Origin of the sequence: Youngiibacter multivorans (genome assembly GCF_017873395.1) — a bacterium.
GTDB classification, from domain to species: Bacteria; Bacillota; Clostridia; order Clostridiales; family Clostridiaceae; genus Youngiibacter; species Youngiibacter multivorans.
Genome location: NZ_JAGGKC010000003.1, coordinates 83,028 through 107,598 on the forward strand (window position 1 = coordinate 83,028; position 24,571 = coordinate 107,598).

The following is a 24,571-nucleotide window of genomic DNA, read 5'->3' on the forward strand; positions in this document are numbered from 1 at the left end:
GGGAAAGGGAGAAAAGATATGATTCTTGGAGTCGATTACTACCCCGAGCACTGGGAAAATGATGAAATAGAGAGAGATTTCGCAAGGATGAAAGAGATGGGAGTAAATACCATCAGAATAGGCGAATTCGCATGGCATATGCTTGAGAAGGAAGAAGGCCAGTTCGATTTCTCGTATTGGGATGATGTCCTGGACAAGGCTGAGAATGCTGGTCTTGATGTGATTTTTGGGACACCTACCGCAACATTCCCCGCATGGTTAAGCAGAAGATATCCTGAAGTCCATTCGGAAGACATCCACGGACAGACCAGAGTATTTGGCGGGAGAAGGCAATATTGCTTCAACTCGGCCAAATACAGGGAGCTCTCTGAGAGGCTGGTAAGGAAGCTTGTATCGCATTACAGCAAAAGGAAGAGCATAATCGCCTGGCAGGCCGATAACGAGTTCGGCCACGAAGGCAGCGACATGTGCTGGTGCGAGAAGTGCGAGAGCGCATTCAGAAAGTTCCTTGAAAAAAAGTATGGCGACATCGATTCACTTAACAAGGAATATGGGACAATCTTCTGGGGACAGACCTACAACAGCTTCGATGAGATAGTACTTCCAAAGGAGACTATAACTGTCCACAACCCGTCCTTGCTTCTTGATCATTTCCGGTTCAGAAGCAATTCTGTAGAGGAGTTCGCAAGGGTACAGCTAAATGCGATCAGGGAGTGCAAGGGCGAATTGCAGGTCGTTACCCACAATTTTTCAGGAGGATTTTTTGAAAAGGCATTTGATTTCGGTAAAATTGCTGACCAGCTCGATATCGTATCCTACGACAACTATCCAGTCTGGGGAGGACTGAAGGAGCCAGTCAGCCCAGCTCATACGGCTATGGCACATGATTTCATGAGGTGTCTGAAGGACAGGAGCTTCCTGATTGTTGAACAGCTTATGGGAGCACAGGGTCATGATATCATAGGGTATCTGCCAAGACCTTTGCAATCCGCGATGTGGTCATGGCAGGCGCTTTCAAGGGGCTGCAGCGGAATGCTCTTCTTCAGGTGGAGAGCCATGGACAGGGGGCAGGAACAATTCTGCCTTGGAATAATCGACCATAACGACAGAGAAGGAAGAAAGTTCAGGGAGGCCAAAGGCGTATTCGAGAAAGCAGCAAGCATCGGGTCCGGATTTGAAAGTAAGATGAAGAGTGAGGTTGCGGTGGTTTACGACTATGACAACATTTGGTCATGGAGAATACAAAGGGCCAGTGCCATGTTCGACTTCACTACCGAGATGATAAGGCTTTACCGTCCTTTCCACAGGATGAATGCTTCAACCGATGTCATTCCGGCAAACAGGGATTTTGGCGGTTACAAGGTTGTTGCAGTGCCTGTCATGCAGTTAATAGATGAGGATCTGTCTGAAAGGCTAAAGAAATTTGCAAGCCAGGGAGGAACAGTCATATTCTCCTACAGGGCAGGTATCAAGAAGAGAAACAACAATGTCCACAGAGGAATTGTAAGTCCTGGTCTTATAAGCGACCTTGCTGGCATAAGCATCCTGGAAAGCGAGAGCTTACAGCAGGGACAGGATGCCAGACTGATCGGGACTGACGGTTCAACAGGCAGCTGCAGCGTTTGGCGGGATATGGTTGATGCGGTTGACGCTGAAGTGCTTTACAGGTACGATGACCCATTCTACAAGGACAAGGCATGCATAACGGTAAACAGGTATGGCAAAGGCCTTGTATACTACGTTGGTGGAGGTGCGGATGATCTGACCATGGATACCATGGCAAGAGAAATTGCAGAAGGCGCCGGATTGACGACCCATGCTTCACCTGAAGGGCTCGAACTGGTTTTTAGGACCATGGACTGCGAAGACCATCTTTTCTACATGAATCATACGGGGAAGGCTGTAACATATGAGGGAGAAGAGATAGGTCCTTTCGCTTCAGGAGAATTCCAGCCTGTTTTGAATCCTGCTAAATATATGGATTGAATTTATTTAATACATGGCATATCATATACTTGAATAAACATTTGGAGGAACAAATGCACATATCAGAATTACTACACGATATCATCCCTTACGCTATTTATCCGCTCGAGCTGATGGGTATCGTAATCATACTTATTTCATCACTCAAGGGGTTTTACATGTACGTCAAGGGAATTATAAACAGGCACGTACCTGACCACCTGATCAAGCTGGATTTTGCAAGAGGACTTGGAGTAGCGCTCGAATTCCTTCTCGCATCGGAGCTTCTGAAGACAATCATAATAGGAACTCTGGATGAGCTCCTGATTCTTGTCATAGTAATGGCACTTAGAATAGTATTTACTTTCATCCTGCATTGGGAAATAAAGGAAGGTTCGAATAATGGGGAAGCCTAGCCTTATTTCGTCTGGAGGATCATGTTTAATAGTATAGATGTTGGAAAAGCCGCTATGAAGCTGGCGATAACAACTAGGGAAGAGGAAAAGGACATGCTCATCCATCTTGATGGGATGGGGATAAAGGGAGCTGCAGTCGATATCGGAGGCAATATCTCACAAAGCATACCAAAAATACTTGAGAGGTCTCTGGTCGCTTCAAAGAGAGGCGGACTCATCGCTGACGAATACGCACAGGAAGGTGCCGTAATCGGAGCCTGCAGAGATGCGCTCGCTCAGGTGATGATGAAGGCCAGCAATCTGAATGTGGGCGGGAAAATCGGTATTGCCAGATCTGAGCATGATATATGCATCTGCATATTCCTAAGCATCGGTCTGCTTCATCTCGACGAAGTCGTCGTCGGTATGGGACATAGGGGACTTGAGAAATAAGAATCCTATTTGTGAAATTTTGGTGAAACTATAATGTTCCCTGATATTTGTAGTAAAATTATTACTGTAGAAAGGAGGCTTTTATGGGTAAGATTAAAATCATTGCAATGACCCTGGTTATTGTCATGGCATTCCAGACCAGTGCCTATGCTACTGGTACCGTGACTAACAAGGAAAACCAGATTAAAGAGAATCAAGAGACCATAAAAGAGCTCCAGGAGGATAAATCGGAAGTAGCTGGTGAAAAATCCGTACTTAATGCCGAACTCCAGGGGATAATAGCGGAGCAGACTGCGCTTACTAAAGAGGCAGACAAGATAAAGTCCGAAATAAGGGCTAAGGAAGCTGAGATAAACCTGACCAACAAGAAAATTACAGATCTGACCGCGAAGATAGCGGAAACTGAAGCGGAGATTGAGCGGAAGCTTGCAGAAATCGCCGAGACGGAAGCCGCACTGGCTGCAAAGAAGGAAATGCTTGATGCGAGAATCAGGGCATCCTACATGAACAGCTCATTCGGTGATGTGATTTTTGCTCTGGTTGAATCAGAGAGCTTGCTTGAGTTCACCGACAGGCTGACTATGATCAACAGGCTTGTGGAAAAGGATAACGAGATAATTGAAGCTGTCAAGCTTCTCATGGAAGAACTTAGGTTGAAGCAGGAAGAGCTTGAAGAAACCAAGCGGCAGTTCCTCGCCTCCAAGGAAGAGCTTGAGTCTGAAAAGATTAAGCTGGAAACCGAGAAAAAGGCACTTGAGGCTGAGAAGAAGAAATATTCAGAAAAGCTTGCAGCTCTAAGGGATATTGAGTACAGTAAAAACCAGGCGTTGTCCAGGCTTTCAGCTGAAGAAAAGGCAATAGCATCTGAGATTGGCGATATAATCGAAGAGAATGCAGCACTTGAAAAGGAAATCCAGAAGCTCATTCGTGAATCGTCTTCCTCTTCGAATGCTCCGGCTTCGAACAACAATGCTGCACAGGCACCATCTGCTGAATATATTAAACCTGTTTCAGGAAGGATATCATCACCGTATGGATGGAGAATCCACCCGATACTTGGGTATTCAAAGTTCCATACCGGAGTTGACTTTGCTGCAGCATCAGGAACAGCAGTGAAGGCTGTCAAAGGTGGTGTGGTTATACTTGCAAAATATAACTCATCATATGGCAACTACATCATCATAGACCATGGCAACGGAGTATCGTCTCTTTATGCGCATCTGAAGGGCTTCAACACCTCTTTGGGTTCAAGGGTCTCACAGGGCCAGACAATTGGATTTGTAGGATCCACAGGCATGAGTACCGGGCCTCATCTCCACTTTGAGATTAGGGTTAACGGCGAACACGTCAATCCCGCAAATTATATCTGATTCAATTTAGCCTATCGTCCGGGCGAGTATTCGCCCGGATTTTGTATTTATTTAATGAATTCTGAATTTGAGATAGAATTTGAAACAATATCTTGTAATCAGCCTCTGAAGAGTTTAAAATATAATTTTGTAAACGAGGTGATGATTTGAAAGATATATATTTACTCCTTTCTCGTCCGGGTACTGTAGTGGGAAATGCTATAAAGCTGTACACAGGAGGTGAATGGTCTCATGTATCCATCGCTCTGGATGAAAATCTGAAGGAGCTTTACAGCTTCAGCAGAAAGTATAAATGGTATCCATTCATCGGCGCATTCATGGATGAGGATATTGAAGATGGAGTGTTTGGGGTAAAGACTGAAACACAATGCATGGTACTCAAAGTAAAGGTTACTGATGAGCAGTATGCTTTGGTAGAAGATATCATAAACAGGTTCAGGGCAAACAGGCATGCCTATGGGTATTCAATTCTCGGACTTATCTATTTTATACTGGGAGTACCAAGGTACAACAACTACAAGTATACGTGCAGCGGATTCGTGACTCATGTGATTGAAGGTGCTAAGATAGCGAAATTTGAGAAGCATGGCAGTCTGATTCAGCCGGATGACTTCATGCACCTTGATGCTGAGGTAGCATACCAGGGATTGCTCAGAAACTACAGAAGCAGCAGAAAGTGGACACAGAGAAGGATGGGGCCAGCGTAATATGAAAGGGATTTTCAGAAGAGGGAATCCCTTTTTTGTTTGCAAGAAATATATCATTTTAGAAGCTGTAATGGTTACCATGTGTAAAGATAGAAGAAACTGTATTATTATACGGGCTGATTTTGATGATATGTCAATTCTATGCTGATATGGTGCAATCAATCGATAAGTGTGATGGCTTCGTTATGCCAAACAATCAAATGAAACTTGCAAAAATTCACAAAGGCAATTATAATTTATACATTCATAATTAATTCATGAATTATTGGAGGATGGTAGTATGGTAAAGAAATTGGTGGCTGCAGCACTTGTAGTCGCATCACTCGCCGTTGCAGGATGCAGTTCTGCAAAAGATGATGGAAAGGTAACAATCGGAATAACCCAGATAGTCGTGCATGATGCCCTGGATGCATCAAGAAAAGGATTCCTGGATGCACTGAAGGAAGGCGGTTACGAAGAAGGAAAGAATCTTGTAGTTGACTACAAGAATGCACAGGGAGACCCTCAGACGGCTCAATCTATCGCGAAAGACTTTGTTACAAACAAGGTAGATATGATATTTGCAATTGCTACGCCAACAGCACAGGCAGCGTACAATTCCACCAAGGACATTCCTATAATCATAACGGCGGTTACTGATCCGGTGGATGCCGGAATTGCGAAAGCACTTGATAAATCTGGAACCAACGTTACGGGCACATCTGATGATGTTCCAATAGGACCTCAGCTGGACCTTATCGTCAAGATAATGCCTGGTATCAAGACGCTTGGTGTTGTTTACAATACATCAGAAGCTAATTCCGTACTGCAGGTAAAGAGACTTAAGGAAGCTGCAGCAAAGATTGGACTTGCTGTAGAGGAAGCTGGAGTCACCAACGTAAACGAAATGAATCAGGTAATGCCTGTTCTTCTTGCCAAGGTCGATGCACTTTACATCCCTACTGACAATACTGTAGCTTCGGCGTATGCTCTCGTTAACAAGCTGGCGCTGGAAAAGAAGATACCTGTATTCGCTGCTGAAGATGCAGGAGTAACGGCAGGTGCGCTTCTCAGCGCAGGAATCGACTACTACCAGCTTGGAAAAGAAGCAGGACAGAAAGCAATTGAAGTACTTAAGGGAAAGGCTCCAACGGACATTGCAATAACCACTATAGCTAATCCTACTATTACTATCAACAAAGCTACTGCGGAAGCGCTCGGAATAACAATACCTGAAGACATACTTAAGGGTGCGATAATCAAGTAGCTCGAGGAGGAGACTGATGGGAATCTTTATCAGTATTCTCGAACAGGGCACATTGTTTGCGATAATGTGTCTCGGGATATACATAACATACAAAATAATGGATTTCGCCGACATGACGGTTGACGGTACATTCCCTATGGGAGCTGCAGGCGTTGCCCTGCTTCTTTCGAGAGGGGTGAATCCATTTCTTGCAACATTCCTGGCTGCGCTCATCGGTTCCTGTGGTGGAATAATAACAGGACTGATACATACCAAACTGGGCGTAAATAAGCTGATGTCAGGAATCCTTGTGATGACGGGATTATATTCAATAAACCTAAGAATAATGGGAAGGGCGAATATGCCTCTTTTCACATACAAGACAGTATTCACTCTTCCTGAGGTCGAGGTAGCTGGAGTAAATTTGAGCACGCTTCTGCTTATTACTGCAATTCTCATAGTGCTTAAGGTGCTTTATGACATATTCTTCAGGACCAAGCTAGGATTCTTTCTGAGGGCTGTAGGTGACAATGAGGCTATACTTGAGTCGCTTAGCTCAGACAGCCATAAGGTGAAAATCATAGGGCTGGCTATCGCCAATTTCCTTGCTGCACTTTCGGGAGCGCTAACTGCCCAGTACCAGGGTTATGCAGACATCGGAATGGGTGTAGGAACCACAGTCATGGGACTTGCTGCCATAATCATTGCACTCAGCATATTCAAGCACATTAACCTGGGAATGAGCAATTTGGCAATAACCGGAGCACTAATATACAAGGCGATTCTTATAATCGTACTTGGCTGGGGAATCGAGCCGAATGAATTCAAGCTCGTATCCGCTGCAGCTGTGGTAGTTGCTCTTGGCTTCTCAGGAGGAGCTTTAAAAAAAACAAAAAAATCAAAAAAAGCTGAAGGGAGGCTCTTAAATGCTTCAGATAAAAGGACTGTACAAGAGCTTTAGCATAGGGACTCCTCTCGAAAACAGGGTCATAAACGGACTGGATATTGACATCAGGCAGGGTGAGTTTGCGACAATAATTGGCTCGAATGGAGCAGGAAAGTCAACATTCCTGAATCTCATTGCGGGTACCCTTGATGCTGATGAAGGTACGATCATACTCGACGGTCAGGATATAACCCATGTAAAAGCATTTAGAAGGGCTAACAATATCGGCAGGGTCCATCAGGATCCCAAGATGTCGGTTGCTTCATCAATGACGCTTCTTGAAAATTTGTCGCTTGCTGACGCAAAAGGCGAAAGTCTGAGCCTTAAGAAAGCAGTGTCTCAGGACAGAGTAGAAGGCTACAGGGAGAGGCTTAAGAGCCTCGAGCTGGGGCTGGAGGACAAGCTATACACCAAGATGGGACTTTTGTCAGGAGGTCAGAGGCAGGGCGTGGCTCTGCTCATGGCAGTCATGAAGAGACCGAAGCTGCTTCTGCTTGATGAGCATACAGCTGCGCTTGACCCGAAGACGAGTGAGATCATAATGAAGATCACAGACCAGCTCGTCGAAGAGGACAGCATAACAACACTGATGATAACCCATAACCTAAAGCATGCTGTTAAGCATGGCTCCAGACTTCTCATGATGCATGAGGGCAAGATAGTTTTCGATGTGGCTGGAGAAGAAAAATCCAGGCTTACATCGAAGGACCTTATCGAACTGTTCAAGAAGAATGCCAATGAGGATGCCATGGAAGACAGGTCCCTGCTCAGCTTATGACAAGAAATTCGGAGAGTGCCATTAAAGCGGTGTTTTATACACCGCTTTTTTTGCGCGTGCAGATATTTGTTTTATTATGTGCCTATAAACTGGCCTGAAAAACGCTGCAATCGGCACTGGGACTCAATTTCCGGTATTTGCGGAATTTATTTTTTTAAATAGCATTAAAAAGATGTTTTTAAACCAAGATGCTATATTAGTATATGCAAAGCTAAAAATAATATTATCATATTATAAACAAAAAATTGGTATTACCTATTCATAAAGTAGCATATTTTCAATTGTAATTATGTGAAAATAGCAAACGATTCAGCTTGTTAAAAATGTCGATAACATTATTTGAAAAGGTATTCTCTAATATATATAATTCTCATGAAAGGGGGGGTTATCATATATTATAATGAAGCATTGCTGAAACAACTGAGAAGCGGCGACAAGAATGCTGAAGAAGAACTGATAAGGCAGAACACTCCACTTGTGTACAGGCTTGTAAAGGACTATTACTACGCATGCAAAGAGCCTGAGGATATGAAGGACATCTTCCAGGCGGGCTGCCTCGGCCTCATCAAGGCAATGAAGAACTATGATTTCTCATATGAGAACAAGTTCATCACGTATGCCTATTACTTCATAAGGGGAGAGGCAAGGCGGGCTCACGAGGGCCTTAAGAAAAGAGAACTCACGATCAGCGACGTATCCATGGTGATGGAGGAAGGGGTGGGTGTCGAATCAAACGAAGATATCTTCGAGTATATCAGGAAAGGCAGAAGGGACGAGGAATCCGAATGGAATACCTATGATTCTGTCATCGACAAAGTCCTTGTGGAGGAGATGCTTGAAAAGGTTACTCCAGTGCAAAAGAAAATTTTGATCTACAGGTATTTCGAGGATCTTACACAGAAAGAGATCAGCGAGATGTTGGGACTGCACCAGGTTTACGTCTCAAGGGAGGAAAAGAAGGCGAGGGATAAGATGCTTTCGCTTTTGTTGACAGAAGATTGCACTCTTTAGCCCTGGCTGCACTCATTGAATGCCTGATGATTCAGGCTCTTTGTGCAGGTATTTCACCAGGAGCCATATTCCTTTGCATGGTATCTGCTTCAATACCGTTAACGAGATATGGCAGAAGTGTACTGATCATTCCGGCAGCTGCAGCAGCGGCTGCTTTTCTGTCGGTAAATTTGTATTACAGCGCTCCAATCCCTGAATCAGTGAGGATTGGCAGAATTTATTCATACAGGGCAGAGGGAACGGCAGCGGGAAGGAAATATCTGGTTGAAGGAATCGAAGAAGGTTTGAAGGAAGGCGACATCATATCAGGGAGATTCGTTTATGAGGCAATGCCAATCAACAAGGATGGATACATTGGCAAATTGGTTTTTTCTGACTACAGGATTTCAATCGATTTAGTCAGCTGTGTCAAGCGATTTAGAGCTGATCTGGGAGAAAACCTGAAAGAGTGGTACGGGTACGACCGCGGCAGCCTCATGGGCTCTCTTGTGCTGGGCTACAGGACTGAATTGTCACCTGACAGGATGGCGACCATGGAATCCCTGGGAATCCTCCATATACTATCGATTTCAGGTTTTCATATTGCCCTGCTTGAGAAGCTGTTCGAGAGGCTCAGGCTTAGGAGGTCAGGATTTGCTGCGATACTATTGTATGGAGCTGTGGTCGATTCTGTGCCATCCTACCGGGCGGTGCTCATGAGTATCTATAAAGCTATTGGAAGAGCAGCAGGGAGAGATCCAGACCCACTTACAGGCCTTGCAGCAAGCTTCATGATACAGGCTTCACTAAAACCTTACCTTGTGTTCAGCTACGGTTTCGCGTTAACTTATGTTTCAAGTCTTGGTATGATGCTCCTTGGAAAAAGGATTGGACGCAGGATGACGTGGATGCCATCTTCATTAGGTTCATCACTGGCAACGACTGTATCTGCACTTGCGCTTTCATTTCCTTTCGTAGTGTCCATGTCTGGTGGAATGTCTGCCGGAGTCTTCGCAGGCAATATCGCCATGGTGCCGATATACACAGCGGTTACCTATGCTTCGTTTGCATCCGTGCTGCTCGGTCCGATAACTTTGGCAAGATTTATGCTCGAGCCGGTAACTTCCTCGATGATGGAGCTTGCACTCAGGGCTGGCGAAGCGGCTTCAGCCTTTTCCGCTGATTTGGGACTTCTCAGGATCCTGATGTACTATCCTGCATTTCTTGCTGCAGGATGGATATCATTCAGGAAAAGGCGGTTCGGACTTCTATTCGCTTTTTTCATATGCGGTCTTTTGATTTCAGTGCCTATTTTTGAAAGGGTAGAAATTATAAACGATTGGGGTGACTGTAAAGTAGTCGTATCCTCAGGATTCAGGACGGTTGTCATATCCGGGGAAAGGGTGCCTGAGGCCGGAGAGATAGCTCTCGAAAAACCAATATTCTTTACCCTTGGGGGCAGACGCGTTGAAATATCTAGAGGAACAGGCTGGAATAGCTTGCCAGAGGTCCGTGTAGAAGGGAAAAGACTTAAAATACCAACTGAAATGAGTTATTATAATGGTATGGCCGTTGAAGCGGATTTCATATTCATATTCGGAAAGGTATACAGGTTGAAATAAATGGACTACAAGGAACTGGTCGGAACAGCAAGAAGAAAGGCAAAGAGGGCATACTTCATATATGGACAGGATGAACAGCTGATTTTCGAAGTCAGGAATGCGCTAAGGGAGGCTGTACTGGATGAGATTGGCGGAATGAACCACATTCGGCTGGATGGCACCAAGGCGACATATGATGATGCGCTGAATGCACTGTCCACATACTCCATGTTCCCTGGTGGAATACTGGTGGAGATATCTAAATGCACATTCATGGACAAGGAGGCAGGAAACGATTCTCCCCTAAGGGATCTGGTCGCAGGATATCTGGAGAATCCAAGAGAGGACCTCTACTTTTTTGCATCCTACAAATATGACAATGAGCTTGAAAAGAAAAATTTCTATCTCGATTCTTTGAAGAAGAAGATTTCAGGTGCAAGCATAATAGAGCACATAGACGCAGTTAAGCAGAAAGGAATGCCTGAATTTGTGGAGGAAGCCTTTTCAAAGAGGGGAGGAGCATTGCCAAAACCAATGGTATCTTTCATTGCTGACAATTTCAAGGGAAGCCTTCTGCAGTTGGAGAAGGAGGCTGATAAGCTGCTTGCTTATTCAGCAGGCAGAGAAATCACCAAAGCTGATGTTCTGAAGGTCATGACGATATCCGATGAGAGACATGTAATGAACCTATTGGACCTGATCTTCACAGAAAGAGGCATTGGAAGGAACATAAGGGATATATTAAGCCTTCAGAATGACCTGATGTACAGGGGCGAAAAGCCTGAGGCAGTAATCGGCATTATAGGCAGCAGGATCCGATTGCTTTTCGGATTGAGGCCATTGATAGAAGAGGGAAGGCCGATGACGGAAATCGCCTCGAAACTCCGGACTTCAAGCGCATGGTACGCGGAGCGGATGAGCAGGATTTCAGGCTCCATTTCATACAAGGAATATTCACGGATATTCAGGATTCTGCTCGAAAGCGAGCTCACACTGAAGAGCAGCTCGGTAGATCCGGCATCGCTTCTTGAGGTTATGGTTCTTTCGATATGCGATGCAAAGGAAAACAGGTGATTAGGATTATGGGACGTTTTGATTTTTTCGTGTTAGAAATACCTGAGCTTCAGAGAGAAAGAATAATAAGGGTATATCTTCCGGATGGTTATGACAGGGGACGAAGGAGATATCCTGTAGTTTACATGCATGATGGGCAGAATCTATACCACAGCGAGGACTCGGCATATGGTGACATATGGGATGCGCAAGGTGCAGCAGACAGGCTCAGGGAAAAGGGGATGCCGGTAATAGTCGTAGGAATAGACAACGGAGGCGATGAAAGGCTTGACGAGTATTCTCCCTGGATATGCCCGCCCGCTGATAAGTTCGAGAAGGTCCACGGACTCCAATGGTCTTTTGGAGGAAAAGGGTTTAAGTACGGCGAATTCCTGGTAAAAACCCTTAAGCCGCTGATTGATGACAAATACAGGACTAAGCCAGGCAGAAAATCAACAGCAGTCATGGGCTCATCAATGGGGGGCTACATATCAATCTACATAGGTACCAGGTATCCTGAAATTTTTTCGATGATCGGTGCCATGTCAACCTCAGTATGGGTTGAAGAGAAAAAGCTTTTGGATACAATCAGGGAGTCAAAGCTTAAATATCCTATGAAATGGTACCTCGATGTAGGAACGAATGAAGCAGGTGACAGGAGAAAGAGAATACTGAACAGAGGCTATGTCGACGGGTCGGTAAGGGTATATGGGACTCTGAGGGAGAAGGGGCTGTCAGACGATGATGTCAGGCTGTTCATAGATGACGGAGCTCTTCACAATGAAAAGGAATGGGCAAAGAGGCTTCCGGAAGCACTGGAGTTCCTGTTCGGGTTGAGCAGGTGACACAAGGAAATGCAACCAGGATGAAGTGCCTTGTCCTGCATGGTTTCGGAGGCGGCGTGCACGAGGTTGCAAACCTTGTGGAAAAGCTTGAAAAATCAGGATTCATAGTGGCATGTCCGACTCTGCATGGCCACTCTGGTGATTTGAAGGAATTTGGTAATTCGACCTGCGAGGACTGGATTGAATCAGCTGAAGAAGCTTTGGACGAACTTGAGAGCGATGGAGACAAAGCAGCAGTTATCGGGTTTTCGATGGGAGGCCTTATTGCTGCCAATCTTTCAGAAAGGCACGACTTAAGTTCGGTGGTAATGATAAACACACCGATCTATTACTGGAACATACCACAGGTCATGACCAATCTTTTGGATGATCTGAAGGGCAGGAAACTTGATAATACAAGACGGTATCTTCAGGCAAAGCGAAATTCACCGATTCCATCGATGCTTCAGTTTCTGAGGCTGCTTAGAGATTCAAAGCCTAAAATCGGTGGAATCAAGTGTCCATTGCTCGTCATTCAGGCAAGGGATGACGACACCACAAGAATTGGCAGCGCATCATACATATACAGTCATGTGGATTCGGACAGAAAGAGCCTCAGATACTTAAAGGAAGGCGGACATGTCGTTCTTAACAGCTCATCATGTGATGAAGCCTGCGATTGCGTATTGGAGTTCCTGGAGGGTAAGAAGTGCATCGGATAGGTCTTGAATATTTGTGTAAAAATTGAATTCATAGGGATGCTGAAGTTTTAGGGCAAATAAATAAACCGGTCAAATGACCGGTTTTATTTATTATGCCATAGCATTGAGTTTTGCAGCCAACCTGGACTTCTTTCTTGAAGCCATGTTCTTGTGGATTATGCCCTTGCTTGCAGCCATGTCAAGTGACTTAGTAGCAGCTGTAAAAAGCACTGCTGCGCTTTCCTTGTTGCCTTCAGCTACTGCTGCCTCATACTTCTTTATGGAAGTTTTGAGTGCGGACTTAACCATCTTGTTTCTCATTGTCTTAGTCTCTGTGACTCTTATCCTCTTGATAGATGATTTGATATTTGCCATTGTTTCACCCCCTCCGGTTTGATTGTGCGGGTGCGGAACGACCGCTCCCTTAAGGGTCTCAACGCCGATTTTGGGGAAACCTGCAATTGAGTGGTTTATAACATGAGTATTATAGCATTTAAGGGATTTGCTTTCAAGAGAAAAGAAAATAAAGATTCACTCCGTTTTCAATGTTTTTCAATGTTTTCATTGCATCGGGTATGAAAACATAAAAAGAGAATATTGCGCATCCATGTGTTATAATTTATGCTGAGATGATTTACGAGGTGAACAAGATGGGAAGCGAAAGACAAAAACACATCAGAAACTTTTCCATAGTCGCGCATATCGACCATGGCAAAAGCACTCTGGCAGACAGACTCATCGAGTACACTGGGACTCTGACGACGAGGGAAATGGAGACTCAGGTACTGGACAATATGGAGCTTGAACAGGAAAGAGGAATTACAATAAAGGCTCAGGCTGTAAGGCTGATATACAAAAGGGAAGACGGGGAATATATCCTTAATCTCATAGACACTCCGGGTCATGTGGATTTTAACTACGAGGTATCAAGGAGTCTACAAGCTTGCGAAGGAGCGATACTTGTTGTTGATTCGACTCAGGGAATCCAGGCACAGACGCTGGCTAACTGCTATCTGGCCATGGGCAATGACCTGGAGATCGTACCAGTCATAAATAAGATAGACCTTCCGTCAGCAAGGGTTGATGAGGTCGTCAAGGAGATAGAGGATGTCATCGGACTTGAAGCACACACTGCTCCGAAGGTTTCAGCGAAGACTGGACTCAACATTGTCGATGTCCTCGATGCAGTAGTTGACAGAGTACCTGCTCCAAAAGGAGAGGATGATGCACCGCTCAAAGCGCTGATATTCGATTCATACTACGACTCCTACAAGGGAGTAGTGGCATATGTAAGGGTAAAGGAAGGCGTGATTTTTCCAGGAAAGAAGATCAAGTTCATGGCTTCCAACAAGATATATGAGGTTACCGAAGTGGGTGTATTCACTCCCGGCATGTTGCCGGTTGAGATGCTTTATTCCGGTGATGTCGGTTATGTTACCGGATCCATCAAGAATGTCAGGGATGCCAGGGTTGGAGATACGATTACGGATGCTGTGAATCCTGCAAAAGAAGCTCTTCCGGGGTATAAGAAAGCGATACCGATGGTTTTCTCGGGCATATATCCAATAGACGGAGCAAAGTACGAGGAGCTTAAGGAAGCACTTGAGAAGCTGCAGCTTAACGATGCGGCGCTTTCCTTCGAATATGAGAATTCCGTTGCGCTTGGATTTGGATTCAGATGCGGATTCCTTGGACTGCTCCATATGGAGATAATACAGGAGAGGATAGAACGTGAATTCAACATAGACATCATTACTACGGCACCTTCAGTCATTTACAAGGTGTTCAGGACAGATGGAGATGTAGTTGAGATTACCAATCCGACGAATCTTCCATCACCCAATGAAATTGAGTATATGGAAGAGCCTGTGGTAAAGGCCTCAATAATTACACCGACAGAGTATGTCGGGGCTGTAATGGACCTATGCCAGACAAGAAGAGGCACATATCTCAACATGGAGTATATTGAGCAGACAAGGGCTGTACTTAACTACATACTTCCGCTGAATGAGATAATATATGACTTTTTCGATACCCTGAAATCAAGGACCAGAGGCTATGCATCCCTTGACTATGAAATCAGCGGCTACCAGAGGACTATCCTTGTCAAGTTGGACATACTTCTCAACAGCGAGTTAGTTGATGCACTTTCCATGATTGTTCCTGAAGACAGGGCATATACCAAGGGGAGGAACATCACTGAAAAGCTCAAGGAAGTCATTCCAAGGCAGATGTTCGAAATACCGATACAGGCAGCAATCGGATCCAAGATAATCGCAAGGGAGACCGTCAAGGCAATGAGGAAGGACGTTCTTGCAAAGTGTTACGGTGGAGATATTTCGAGAAAGAAGAAGCTGCTTGAAAAACAGAAGGAAGGCAAGAAGAGAATGAGACAGGTCGGTTCCGTAGAGGTTCCTCAGGACGCATTCATGGCTGTCCTGAAGGTTGAGTAACTTGGACAGGCTCGGACTCTATATCCACATACCATTCTGCGAAAAGAAATGCTACTACTGTGATTTTGCATCATATTCAGGCAAAAAAGCCCTTGTAGTGCCATATATCAATGCACTCGCTAAGGAGATTGATGTAAAGACAAAGGGCAGGCGTTTCGACACCATATTCATAGGGGGAGGGACTCCCTCATATCTGTCAGCTGAGGAACTTGGCATGCTGTCAAACATTCTCTCAAGGGTTTCAAGGACAGTGGATTGCGAGTTTACCATGGAGTGCAATCCCGGAAATATTACAAAAGAGAAGGCCGAGGTTCTGAAGGTCATGGGTGTGAACAGGATATCAATAGGGCTTCAGTCGTCAAATGACACTCTGCTGATGGATATCGGAAGAATTCATACATTCAGGGAATTTCGCGAGAATTTCCTGATGCTGAGAGAAGCTGGATTCAACAATATCAATATTGACATAATATATGGGCTGCCAGGTGAGACTCTCAAGATGCTTGGCAAGACGCTTGATGATGCGGCTAAGCTTGAACCAGAGCATATTTCCTGCTATTCTCTCATAATCGAGGAGAATACGCAGTTCTACGAGAGAAGGCGAAGAAATACTCTGTCATTGCCGGATGAGGATACTGAGGATGCCATGAAGGACCTTGTAAGGTCAAGATTGAATGAACTTGAATTCTTGAGGTATGAGATTTCAAACTATGCAAAGGAAGGCTATGAGTGCAGGCATAACAGGCTTTACTGGGAATTCGGTGAATACATTGGCTGTGGTGCAGCAGCACATGAATTCATTGGAGGCTTCAGGCGTGAAAATATAAGGACAGTAGAAGGCTACATCAGGGCGATTGAGGCCAATGGGGATCCTTCAGTAAGGGTCCATGAAAATTCAAGGGAAGACAGCATTGAGGAATTCCTGTTCATGGGAATGAGACTTGTTGATGGAATCTCCCTGAGCAGTTTTAGGAAGAGGTTTTCTGAAGACCTGATGGATATTTTTGGGGATGTCTTGAGAAAGCATGTCAGGGATGGACTTCTGGTTTTAGAAGGCGACAACATGAGATTCACTGAAAAGGGAATGGACCTTTCAAACCATGTACTTAGCGACATGATCCTGACTGCCTGAATGTTATTCAATATAAAAAAATGAGAAGGGAGGCTAAGCCTCTCTTCTCATTTTACAGTTCCGGTCTTATTTCCTCTTAATGCTTCAATCAGCGGAACCATTACAGCAGCAATGAAGCCGCCTGAAAAGCCATTGTTGTATAGATTCACTCCGCCATGGACATATCCGATGTTCGATACTACCGACATATGGGCAAGACCAGCGAGTATCCCATAGAACCAGCCGTAGTGACCGGAAATGGGGGCAAGGGTTGTGCCAAACAGTGCAGCGAGGAGAGCACCTGTTGAATTGGTGTCACTGATATGCAGGGTAGTTGCAAGAAATACTCCCGCAAGCACAGGGACAGTGTTCCTCGGATGCTTACCTGATGCTGAAAAACCAGCTATGGTAAAGATTCCTCCCATTATCGGACCGTTCAGCTGCCCTCCGACAAGTAGAACGTAGCAGGTAGCTATTGTACTCATGATTGCCATGTTTATCAGGACTGCCCCGAATCCGCCGATTGCAATCAGGTCGGTCCCTCTGCCCGAGCTCTCCAGAATCCTTTTGAATCCATCAAGGCTCCAGCTGCACCGTGAAAGCCCAATGAACAGCATCACGTTTGCAATCGTAAAGATAAAGATTCCCATCTGAATATTATAGCCGGAGGCTGTAATATTAATGGCAGGACTATCAAAACCAAAACCTCGCAGCAAACCCATCATGAACATGCCAATTATTCCTGCGGTGAATCCAATGTTGTACAGGTTGAATCCTTGATGAAACCTGATGAACTGAGCAGCAAGAGGAGGGATCATTATACCGGCGGCTATTCCTGCCAGATTTCCAAATACGATGCCAAGAGGAAGGGGGAGTCCCAGACCGAAAGTGATGAGACTTGTCAGCGGTCCCAGAGTTGTCCCAAAAAGGGCAAAGATAATATTATTTGAAAACCTATCCTTCTCATACTTTGAATACAGATATATTCCCAGTGGTACAGCCCATGAATTGTACAGGTTCTTTCCAAAGAATGAAAAACCTGCAAGTGTCAGATATGCTGCTACCATCGGTCCTGAAAGCTCTTTTTTCGCCCGCCTTGATATTCCCAGGCCTAGTATCAGCAGAAGACCGCTGTTCATGAATGCAGCCCCTGGATTTCCTATGACAAAATAGTCGGAGATCAACGTGCTGGGAGATATCATTATCCTGTAGAGTCCGGATACTATTTCAGAAGGTGAATTAAGGACCAGTGAAAATATCATTTCAATTAACGCAATAATATAGAGAAACATGTACCTTTCGCCATGAGGAAGGTCTGGAGACAGTCTTTTCAATATTCTCATCTGATAAACACCAGCCTGTCGTTGTTTGACAATAAATCTTCGAAGCAGTATCCAGCAGAGCTAAAGCCCTTGATCCCATCTAGGGAGTTTACTCTTTCTTCAGAGATGTACCTTGCCATCATCCCTCTAGCAATCTTGGAAAAAAGAGGGACTATCCTGGATGAACTACCTTTTTTCTCCCTGAATTCAACATCTACGACCCTTAATTTAAGGTCTTTTCTGATAACAGCCCTTGAGTATTCCTTCGAGGCAATATTCAATAGGATTCCATCATCCGATTCAAGTTCCAGATTCCTTGCAAGCTTGTCACCCCAGTATGAATAAAGGTCGGGTCCTTTGTCTGTCATTACTTTAGTACACATTTCAAGCCTGTAGGGCTTTATCCTGTCAAGGGGCTTTAGATAGCCATAAAGACCGGACAAGATCCTGATGTGGCGGTTCAGATGCTTTATCGATTCTGGATCCATATCATCGATTGCAAGTCCCCTGAATACATCTCCCCGATAGAGATAGGCTGCAGGGTATGAGTGTGCTTTTGAAAAGCCCTGATACCTCGCGAAATTGATTTCGGCAAGTTCGGCACTGATGTCCATAAGGTCCATGAGTCCAGTAGGATCGTACTTCTTCATTGTGGCGGCGAGTAGCTCAGCATCGACCTGAAACCTTGGAGTGGAGGTCCGAACATTAACCTTTACTTCATGCATAGTCTTTGACGGTGAGATGACTGCGAGCATAGTACCTCCTATATTTGTGAATGAATTCTCTTTTGTCCGAAAATTTCAACATTTGTTGCTGAATACATTTACAATCATTATAATTGAATTGAAGTTCACTGTAAATCAGGGGGTCTTATATGAATTCCGTAGATTTGAAAACAATAAATGCAATCAGATTCCTTTCAGCGGACATGGTCGAAAGAGCTGGCGCAGGAAGTGCCGGAACTGGAATGGGGTCTGCAGCTATTGCTTACAGCCTTTTTTCCAACCATCTGAAATTCGATCCTGAAAATCTTGAGTGGGAAAACAGAGACAGGTTCATCATGGCATCTGAACAGGGTGGACCTTTGCTGTATGCGCTGCTTCATCTTTTCACCGGAAGCATAAGCATTGAGGAATTGAAGAGGTTCGGCCAATGGGAAGCAAACATGCCTGTATACCCCGAAAAAGATACCAGGAGGGGTGTTGAGGCAACTATCGGACAATACGGACAGGCAATTGCAAATGCGGTCGGAATGGCTTTGGCTGAAAAGCAGTTGGCTGAAAGGTTCAATAAGCCCGGCTATGATGTGATTTCGCACTATACCTATGTTCTGGCATCCGATGAGAGCCTGATGAATGGAAATGCATCGGAGTCTTGCGCAGTAGCCGGTAAGCTTAAGCTTGGCAATCTCATCGTGCTTTATGAGGATGATGGGATGACTCCCGAAGGATCATCCGCAGAAATGTATCCAGAGGATATTCGGATGAGATTCAAGGCTATGGGATGGCAGGTACAGGATGTCCGGGACGGTAACGATCCGGCTGTGATTGATAATGCAATATCACAGGCCAAGAGGATACATGGTAAGCCAGCCCTGATCTGCATCAAGGTTCAGACAGGGTATGGATGTCCTGGGAAGGCAAACACCAGGGAAGCCCTTACAGGACCGCTTGGAAGGGCTTCGATCAGCAAGGCGAGAGAAAGCTTAAGGTGGACATATGGCAACTTTGTAGTGCCTGATGACATCAGGTCGAGGATCAAAGAGATAATTATGGTGAAGTCACGTGAAGCCTTAAAATGGAGGAACCTAATTGAAGGCTACAAAAATGATTTCCCTGAACTGAGCGAGGAGCTTAAATGCTGGTACGGAGGAAAGCACCTCAGAAACATTGACGTAGAGGGTCTTTATAAAAATGGAAAAGACAAGGAATCAACTATGGAGAGTTCAAAGAAGATATTTGATATCTTCATGGAGGGTATAGGCAGCCTGATGGCAGGGTTTTCTGAAACTGCCGGCTTTGAAGTGACTGAAGCTGACAGCGGCACCATAAGGTCATCCGGTATGAAGGCACTGAAACTCGGCAGCAGGGTTAATGCGCTTGGGGGAATCGCAAATGGAGCCGCTTTGCATGGCGGGATCAAATACATCTCTTTTGCAAGAGCATCATCGGGTTACGGACTGCTGCCGGCTATGAAGCTTTCAGCAATGATGAAGCTGGATAGTGTATTCGTGCTTACTGATGACAGCCTGTCACTTGGAGAACGGGGACCTTCAGGGAGAGCTCTGGAAGTTCAGGAACTGATGGAGGGTATTGCAGGACTTGTAATATTCAGACCTGGCGATGCAGTTGAAACAGCATCTGCATGGATAAAAGCGATGGAGTCAGTTACAGGTCCTACAGTAATAATGGTTTCAAGGATAAGCGCTTCGATTATGAAAGGGTCTTCAAAAGAGGCGGAGAAAGGCGGATATATACTGGCTAAGGAGACATCGAAGAAACCTGACCTGATAATCGCATCAACCGGCTATGAAGCGGGAATAGCGCTTAAAGTCAGGAAAATACTCATTGAGAAGGGAATGGATGTCAGGGTTATAAGCATACCGTCAAAGGGGCTTTTCCTGGCTCAGTCCAAAGATTACGTGGATGGGGTCCTGGCAAAGGACATAAAGAAGAGAATGGCTGTAGAGGCAGGCAGCCCTTCAAGATGGCAGTGGTTCCTGGGTAAGAAGGGAAGATTTGCAATAAGCGATGATTGCAACGGTACAGGTCCATCGCAGACGCTCCTTAAAAAATGCGGACTTACACCTGAAAAAGTGGCAGAGGAAGCACTTAAGCTGTTAAAATAATAGTATCGGGCAATATGAAAAACATTTAAAGGGAGGAAGTCATGGACAAGAATTTACTTAAGACTTACGACAACAAGCTGGAGAGGCTTTCGAAGGCACTGGAGAAAAACAACATAAAGACAGTCATACTTGAAAGGGCTGAGGACGTCAAGGGATTCCTTGATGAGAGGATACCGGACAAGGCCAGTGTTGCTCTCGGCGGTTCGATGACAGTCATCGACCTGAAGATTCCTGAGTATCTGAGGAGTAGGGACCTTGTGTTCCATGACAGATATGCTCCAAACCTGTCAAAGGAAGATATGAAGCAGGTCTTCAGGAACAGCTTCTCAAGCGACTTTTACATAGCATCAACCAATGCCGTAACTATGGACGGTACACTTTACAACGTGGACGGAACAGGCAACAGGACAGCAGCTATGATCTATGGACCTGACAAGGTGTTTGTCATAATTGGTCTCAACAAGATAGTAGAGGATGAGGTCGATGCAGTCTCTAGGGTACAGGGAATAGCAGCACCTGCAAATAATGTTAGACTTGCTACAGGAAACCCATGTACAGTTTCAGGAACCTGCATGGACTGCTCAAGTCAGGGAAGGATATGCAACATATACACCCTGATAAGAAGGCAGAATGTGAAGGACAGGATAGAAGTAATCATAGTCAAGGAAAACATGGGATACTAAAAAAGAGCCGGATGTGCAATCAAGCATATCCGGCTCTCTCTCTAACTCTTTGATTTTCAAGCATTTTTCCAGGATATTCCTTCAAGCTTCAGAAGAAGCTTCTTGAAATCAGTTCCGCCTGTATACCCGCCAAGAGTGCCGTCACCAGCAATTATCCTGTGGCAGGGTATGATTACGCCGATAGGGTTTTTTCCTACCGCTCCTCCGATGGCTCTGGCTGCTTTTGGATCTCCGCATCTTTTTGCGAGCTCACCATAAGATATGGCACTTCCGTATGGAATGTTCAAAAGCTCTTTCCAGACCCTTTCCTGAAAGCTGGTCCCCTGAAACACCAAGGGAACGCTGAATTCCTTCCTTTGGTGTTTGAAATACTCATCAAGCTGCCTTGCTGCTTCCTCAAGGACTGAACCTGCAGGTGGAGCACTAAGGGGCTTGGATGTGAAGGCGAGTCCTGTAACAGCTCCGTCATCACCTTCAAGCTCGATATTACCAACAATACTTTTAATTACAGCGACTTCTTTCGTCATTTGCCTCAAGGATTCTTCGGTTTGTTATCATTATTGTTGTTCCCTGCTGGTGGTACTACTACCGGGGCAAGGGGATCGGTAGGTTCGACAGGTATTGGCTCTGGCTCAACCGGCGGGATGTGTATTGTGCACAGCTCTGTTGGCTGAGTCCCATCGATGAAGAGGTCTGTCCTTGCAGTTCCAGCCGCTGTGCAGTAGTCATTCGGGATTGCACCGGATTCTGTACAGAACGAACCCTGTACGATTCCTCCTGGTCTCGTGATGTCCTTGACCGGAAGTCCCTCATGAAGGAATTTCATGATCTTGCCAAATGCAACCTGGGTGGCATAGGATGTCTGTACTGCCCGGGAGCCTGCCTTGTGAAGCTCTTCATGCGTATCGGAACCGATCCACATTGAAGCTGAATAATATGGGCTGAGACCTGCAAACCAGGTGTCTATCCTTCCCTGGGATGTTCCTGTCTTTCCTGCGATTGGCATGCTTGTAAGCTTGGCATTAGGTACGTTCTTTTTCACAACGTCCTTCATTATGTCATAAAGGATGTAAGCTGTCTGTGGCTTGATGACCTGCCTTGATTCAGGCACATTCTCAAGGATCACGTTTCCGGATGCATCAGTTACCTTTGTATAGAGTATCGATTCTGTGACGATTCCGCTGTTTCCAAAGGCACCATAGGCAGTTGCAAGTATAAGTGGGTTTCCTCCATCCTTGCCGTCCTCATGATTCGATCCGAGGGCGAGGGTAGATGCTCCAACATTCTCCGTATCCTTTGCATATATCATTCCAAACTTCTCACCATAGCTCTGGGAAGTCTGTTTTCCTACGACTGAAAAGGTCCTGACTGATACGGTGTTGTATGAATTTACTATGGCGGTGCGTATGTCCGTCATGCCTGTGTATTTGTTGTTGACGTTAAGTGGGCTAGCGGGGAAACCGAGACTCTTATATAGAGTCGCTTCAAGCTTAGTGTCATTTGCAGGACTTCCCAGCGTGATCTTGCCTGTATCGATTCCTGGTCCATAAACGGCGAGAGGCTTTGTTGTGGAACCAATTGACCTGAGGACTGAATTTGTGAATGTAGGGGAGTAATAGGCCCTGTTATAGCCTGAGGCTGCATCCTGGTTCCTTCCTCCAACTATGACCTGAACCTGTCCAGTCTTATAGTCCACAGCTGAAAAAGCTGCCTGTGCTTCAGTAGTAATCTTTTCCTCAACCCACCTTGAGCCATCGTTAAGGGTCTTGACCTTGCTCTCCGGATCTGCTGCAGTTGCTTCCCTGAGCTCCGGCTTATCGTATTCGCTCTTGATGTTATTGAAGTCATTGAGTATTGACTGCGCATAATCCTGTGCAGCCCTGTTCATGGTGGAGTGTATAGTGAGGCCTCCGTAGCTTAACAGCTCATTGATTTCCTCGTCGGTCAGACCATTCTTTTCCTTGAGGTCTGCCTTGACCTGGTCGATTACAGGCCTGGTGAAATATTCATAGTTGTACTTGTCAGTTATGAGCATGGTCTGGTTGAAGGCAATCCCGGTGGCGTCAAGCTCAGATATTGCTGTATCATATTCCACCTGGGTGATCTTATCATTCCTGAGCATAGCCTGAAGTACGAGCTTTGTCCTGTTGATGTACTTTGCAGGATTGGCCTTTGAGCTGTCTGAAAACGCATAGTAAACAGATGGGCTCTGTGTCGTACCTGCAATATATGCAGCTTCTATCAGAGCCAGGTCCTTTGCACTCTTTGAGAAGTACTGCCTAGCAGCAGCTTCTACTCCGTTAGCCTTTCCGCCGAGGAAAATACCATTCATGTAAGTCTCGAGGATCTGTTCCTTTGAAAGGACCTTTTCAGCCTCGAGGGCCATGAATATTTCCTTTATCTTCCTTGTATATTCCTTGTCCCTGGTGAGGAATGTGTTCTTTATTATCTGCTGGGTTAGGGTTGATCCGCCCTGCATACTTCTGTTTCCGGTTATTCTTCCGACCACATCCTGAATAACGACACTAATAGTCCTTCTGTAGTCAACGCCGTTATGCTTGTAGAACCTCTCGTCTTCAATTGATATGAAGGCGTTCTGCAGAGTAGTCCCCATTTCTTCAAGGGAAACCGGGAACCTCACCTCATCAGTGTGGATGATGTCATACTGCGTACCAGTCGAGTCAAGGATGACGGAAGGCTGGTTCTGGTGAATAAATTTTGCAGCGTTCAGTTCAGGGGCATCCTCCGCAATGGCAAGGCTTATCTTGGCGGCATACAATCCACCTACAAGTGTCGCAACCACAAGAGCTATGAAAAGGAATTTTATTGTTTTTATGACCATCGTGAATCCGCTAGTTTTTGCGTTCACCCTTCTTTTGGGCTTTCCATTCATACTTTGAAAACAACCTCCATTGAAATTTATAAACCATTATATCATAAAAGATGCCGCACCTTAAGGAACGGCATCTTTAGAAAATCTTAATATTTAGTGGGATTTTCAGAATATTCTACTGCCAGTTGAAGACGGGAGTTTGACACTTCCTCAAATTGAACAAATCTCAAAAGTCTTTGGATTCAAGGACTTTTTTCTTTTTTTGTGTCAAATTTGATCTCTATATATTGCGTAATGTGTCGTAATGTGTTAC

22 protein-coding genes are annotated in these 24,571 nt (G+C 45.2%); 17 read left to right on the forward strand and 5 right to left on the reverse strand.

What is annotated here, in order from left to right; translation table 11 throughout:
* The first annotated feature begins 18 nt into the window (after window positions 1-18).
* The 13 genes from J2Z34_RS02960 (at window position 19) to J2Z34_RS03020 (ending at window position 13,029) form a co-directional block, all read left to right on the forward strand.
* A complete protein-coding gene (locus tag J2Z34_RS02960) occupies window positions 19-1,986 on the forward strand; it encodes a beta-galactosidase (protein WP_209458366.1) in 1,968 nt (655 codons plus the stop codon).
* Between the two features lie 53 nt (window positions 1,987-2,039).
* Window positions 2,040-2,381 carry a DUF1622 domain-containing protein gene (locus J2Z34_RS02965; protein ID WP_209458367.1) on the forward strand — a complete coding sequence of 114 codons (342 nt, stop codon included), beginning with the start codon at window positions 2,040-2,042 and terminating at the stop codon, window positions 2,379-2,381.
* 18 nt (window positions 2,382-2,399) lie between these two features.
* A complete protein-coding gene (locus J2Z34_RS02970; protein ID WP_425348036.1) occupies window positions 2,400-2,813 on the forward strand; it encodes a HutP family protein in 414 nt (137 codons plus the stop codon).
* 83 nt (window positions 2,814-2,896) lie between these two features.
* Window positions 2,897-4,183, forward strand: a complete 1,287-nt coding sequence (locus J2Z34_RS02975; RefSeq protein ID WP_209458369.1) for a murein hydrolase activator EnvC family protein — start codon at window positions 2,897-2,899, stop codon at window positions 4,181-4,183.
* 146 nt (window positions 4,184-4,329) lie between these two features.
* The gene (locus J2Z34_RS02980) at window positions 4,330-4,890 is read left to right on the forward strand and encodes a hypothetical protein (protein WP_209458370.1); all 561 of its coding nucleotides are present in this window, start codon (window positions 4,330-4,332) and stop codon (window positions 4,888-4,890) included.
* 280 nt (window positions 4,891-5,170) lie between these two features.
* Entirely contained in the window at window positions 5,171-6,136 is a 966-nt protein-coding gene (locus J2Z34_RS02985; protein ID WP_209458371.1) for an ABC transporter substrate-binding protein, read from the forward strand.
* Between the two features lie 16 nt (window positions 6,137-6,152).
* Window positions 6,153-7,076, forward strand: a complete 924-nt coding sequence (locus J2Z34_RS02990; RefSeq protein ID WP_209458372.1) for an ABC transporter permease — start codon at window positions 6,153-6,155, stop codon at window positions 7,074-7,076.
* A complete protein-coding gene (locus tag J2Z34_RS02995) occupies window positions 7,042-7,839 on the forward strand; it encodes an ABC transporter ATP-binding protein (RefSeq protein WP_209458373.1) in 798 nt (265 codons plus the stop codon). The genes J2Z34_RS02990 and J2Z34_RS02995 overlap by 35 nt, the downstream gene beginning before the upstream one ends.
* Before the next feature lie 408 nt (window positions 7,840-8,247).
* Window positions 8,248-8,850, forward strand: a complete 603-nt coding sequence (locus J2Z34_RS03000; protein ID WP_209458374.1) for a sigma-70 family RNA polymerase sigma factor — start codon at window positions 8,248-8,250, stop codon at window positions 8,848-8,850.
* Between the two features lie 26 nt (window positions 8,851-8,876).
* Window positions 8,877-10,451, forward strand: a complete 1,575-nt coding sequence (locus J2Z34_RS03005; RefSeq protein ID WP_209458375.1) for a ComEC/Rec2 family competence protein — start codon at window positions 8,877-8,879, stop codon at window positions 10,449-10,451.
* Window positions 10,452-11,504, forward strand: coding sequence for a DNA polymerase III subunit delta (gene holA, locus J2Z34_RS03010; protein WP_209458376.1), 1,053 nt, complete (start codon window positions 10,452-10,454; stop codon window positions 11,502-11,504).
* A gap of 8 nt (window positions 11,505-11,512) precedes the next feature.
* Complete coding sequence (locus J2Z34_RS03015) at window positions 11,513-12,328, forward strand: alpha/beta hydrolase (protein ID WP_209458377.1); 816 nt, start codon at window positions 11,513-11,515, stop codon at window positions 12,326-12,328.
* Window positions 12,325-13,029 (forward strand): alpha/beta hydrolase, encoded by a 705-nt coding sequence (locus J2Z34_RS03020; protein ID WP_342453081.1) that lies wholly within the window; start codon window positions 12,325-12,327, stop codon window positions 13,027-13,029. Before J2Z34_RS03015 ends, J2Z34_RS03020 begins: the two co-directional genes overlap by 4 nt.
* Window positions 13,030-13,119: 90 nt before the next feature.
* Here J2Z34_RS03020 and rpsT read toward each other — a convergent pair whose 3' ends face one another.
* A complete protein-coding gene (rpsT, locus tag J2Z34_RS03025) occupies window positions 13,120-13,383 on the reverse strand; it encodes a 30S ribosomal protein S20 (RefSeq protein ID WP_209458379.1) in 264 nt (87 codons plus the stop codon).
* Window positions 13,384-13,658: 275 nt separating this feature from the next.
* On the opposite strand from rpsT, the gene lepA reads away from it, so the two are divergent.
* Together lepA and hemW are read left to right on the forward strand one after the other, a co-directional pair.
* Complete coding sequence (lepA, locus tag J2Z34_RS03030; RefSeq protein WP_209458380.1) at window positions 13,659-15,461, forward strand: translation elongation factor 4; 1,803 nt, start codon at window positions 13,659-13,661, stop codon at window positions 15,459-15,461.
* A 1-nt stretch (window position 15,462) separates the two neighbouring features.
* Entirely contained in the window at window positions 15,463-16,593 is a 1,131-nt protein-coding gene (hemW, locus tag J2Z34_RS03035) for a radical SAM family heme chaperone HemW (protein WP_209458381.1), read from the forward strand.
* 47 nt (window positions 16,594-16,640) lie between these two features.
* On the opposite strand, the gene J2Z34_RS03040 is transcribed toward hemW, so the two are convergent.
* The gene (locus tag J2Z34_RS03040; protein ID WP_209458382.1) at window positions 16,641-17,915 is read right to left on the reverse strand and encodes a DUF1576 domain-containing protein; all 1,275 of its coding nucleotides are present in this window, start codon (window positions 17,913-17,915) and stop codon (window positions 16,641-16,643) included.
* Window positions 17,912-18,649 (reverse strand): YaaA family protein, encoded by a 738-nt coding sequence (locus J2Z34_RS03045; RefSeq protein WP_209458383.1) that lies wholly within the window; start codon window positions 18,647-18,649, stop codon window positions 17,912-17,914. The genes J2Z34_RS03040 and J2Z34_RS03045 overlap by 4 nt, the downstream gene beginning before the upstream one ends.
* Before the next feature lie 119 nt (window positions 18,650-18,768).
* Between J2Z34_RS03045 and J2Z34_RS03050 the strand changes: the two genes are divergently transcribed.
* Together J2Z34_RS03050 and J2Z34_RS03055 are read left to right on the forward strand one after the other, a co-directional pair.
* Window positions 18,769-20,742, forward strand: a complete 1,974-nt coding sequence (locus J2Z34_RS03050; protein ID WP_209458384.1) for a transketolase-like TK C-terminal-containing protein — start codon at window positions 18,769-18,771, stop codon at window positions 20,740-20,742.
* A gap of 41 nt (window positions 20,743-20,783) precedes the next feature.
* Entirely contained in the window at window positions 20,784-21,425 is a 642-nt protein-coding gene (locus J2Z34_RS03055; protein WP_209458385.1) for a lactate utilization protein, read from the forward strand.
* Window positions 21,426-21,481: 56 nt separating this feature from the next.
* Here J2Z34_RS03055 and J2Z34_RS03060 read toward each other — a convergent pair whose 3' ends face one another.
* Entirely contained in the window at window positions 21,482-21,952 is a 471-nt protein-coding gene (locus J2Z34_RS03060; protein WP_209458386.1) for a methylated-DNA--[protein]-cysteine S-methyltransferase, read from the reverse strand.
* A 5-nt stretch (window positions 21,953-21,957) separates the two neighbouring features.
* Window positions 21,958-24,294 carry a transglycosylase domain-containing protein gene (locus J2Z34_RS03065; RefSeq protein WP_209458387.1) on the reverse strand — a complete coding sequence of 779 codons (2,337 nt, stop codon included), beginning with the start codon at window positions 24,292-24,294 and terminating at the stop codon, window positions 21,958-21,960.
* Window positions 24,295-24,571 lie beyond the last annotated feature (277 nt).

What these genes read in the sequence shown, in the direction of transcription:
- J2Z34_RS02960 (WP_209458366.1), top strand. Translation starts at nt 19, where the DNA reads ATGATTCTTGGAGTCGATTACTACCCCGAGCACTGGGAAAATGATGAA.
- J2Z34_RS02965 (WP_209458367.1), top strand. Translation starts at nt 2,040, where the DNA reads ATGCACATATCAGAATTACTACACGATATCATCCCTTACGCTATTTAT.
- J2Z34_RS02975 (WP_209458369.1), top strand. Translation starts at nt 2,897, where the DNA reads ATGGGTAAGATTAAAATCATTGCAATGACCCTGGTTATTGTCATGGCA.
- J2Z34_RS02985 (WP_209458371.1), top strand. Translation starts at nt 5,171, where the DNA reads ATGGTAAAGAAATTGGTGGCTGCAGCACTTGTAGTCGCATCACTCGCC.
- J2Z34_RS02990 (WP_209458372.1), top strand. Translation starts at nt 6,153, where the DNA reads ATGGGAATCTTTATCAGTATTCTCGAACAGGGCACATTGTTTGCGATA.
- J2Z34_RS02995 (WP_209458373.1), top strand. Translation starts at nt 7,042, where the DNA reads ATGCTTCAGATAAAAGGACTGTACAAGAGCTTTAGCATAGGGACTCCT.
- J2Z34_RS03005 (WP_209458375.1), top strand. Translation starts at nt 8,877, where the DNA reads ATGATTCAGGCTCTTTGTGCAGGTATTTCACCAGGAGCCATATTCCTT.
- holA (WP_209458376.1), top strand. Translation starts at nt 10,452, where the DNA reads ATGGACTACAAGGAACTGGTCGGAACAGCAAGAAGAAAGGCAAAGAGG.
- J2Z34_RS03015 (WP_209458377.1), top strand. Translation starts at nt 11,513, where the DNA reads ATGGGACGTTTTGATTTTTTCGTGTTAGAAATACCTGAGCTTCAGAGA.
- rpsT (WP_209458379.1), bottom strand. Translation starts at nt 13,383, where the DNA reads ATGGCAAATATCAAATCATCTATCAAGAGGATAAGAGTCACAGAGACT.
- lepA (WP_209458380.1), top strand. Translation starts at nt 13,659, where the DNA reads ATGGGAAGCGAAAGACAAAAACACATCAGAAACTTTTCCATAGTCGCG.
- J2Z34_RS03040 (WP_209458382.1), bottom strand. Translation starts at nt 17,915, where the DNA reads ATGAGAATATTGAAAAGACTGTCTCCAGACCTTCCTCATGGCGAAAGG.
- J2Z34_RS03045 (WP_209458383.1), bottom strand. Translation starts at nt 18,649, where the DNA reads ATGCTCGCAGTCATCTCACCGTCAAAGACTATGCATGAAGTAAAGGTT.
- J2Z34_RS03050 (WP_209458384.1), top strand. Translation starts at nt 18,769, where the DNA reads ATGAATTCCGTAGATTTGAAAACAATAAATGCAATCAGATTCCTTTCA.
- J2Z34_RS03055 (WP_209458385.1), top strand. Translation starts at nt 20,784, where the DNA reads ATGGACAAGAATTTACTTAAGACTTACGACAACAAGCTGGAGAGGCTT.
- J2Z34_RS03060 (WP_209458386.1), bottom strand. Translation starts at nt 21,952, where the DNA reads ATGACGAAAGAAGTCGCTGTAATTAAAAGTATTGTTGGTAATATCGAG.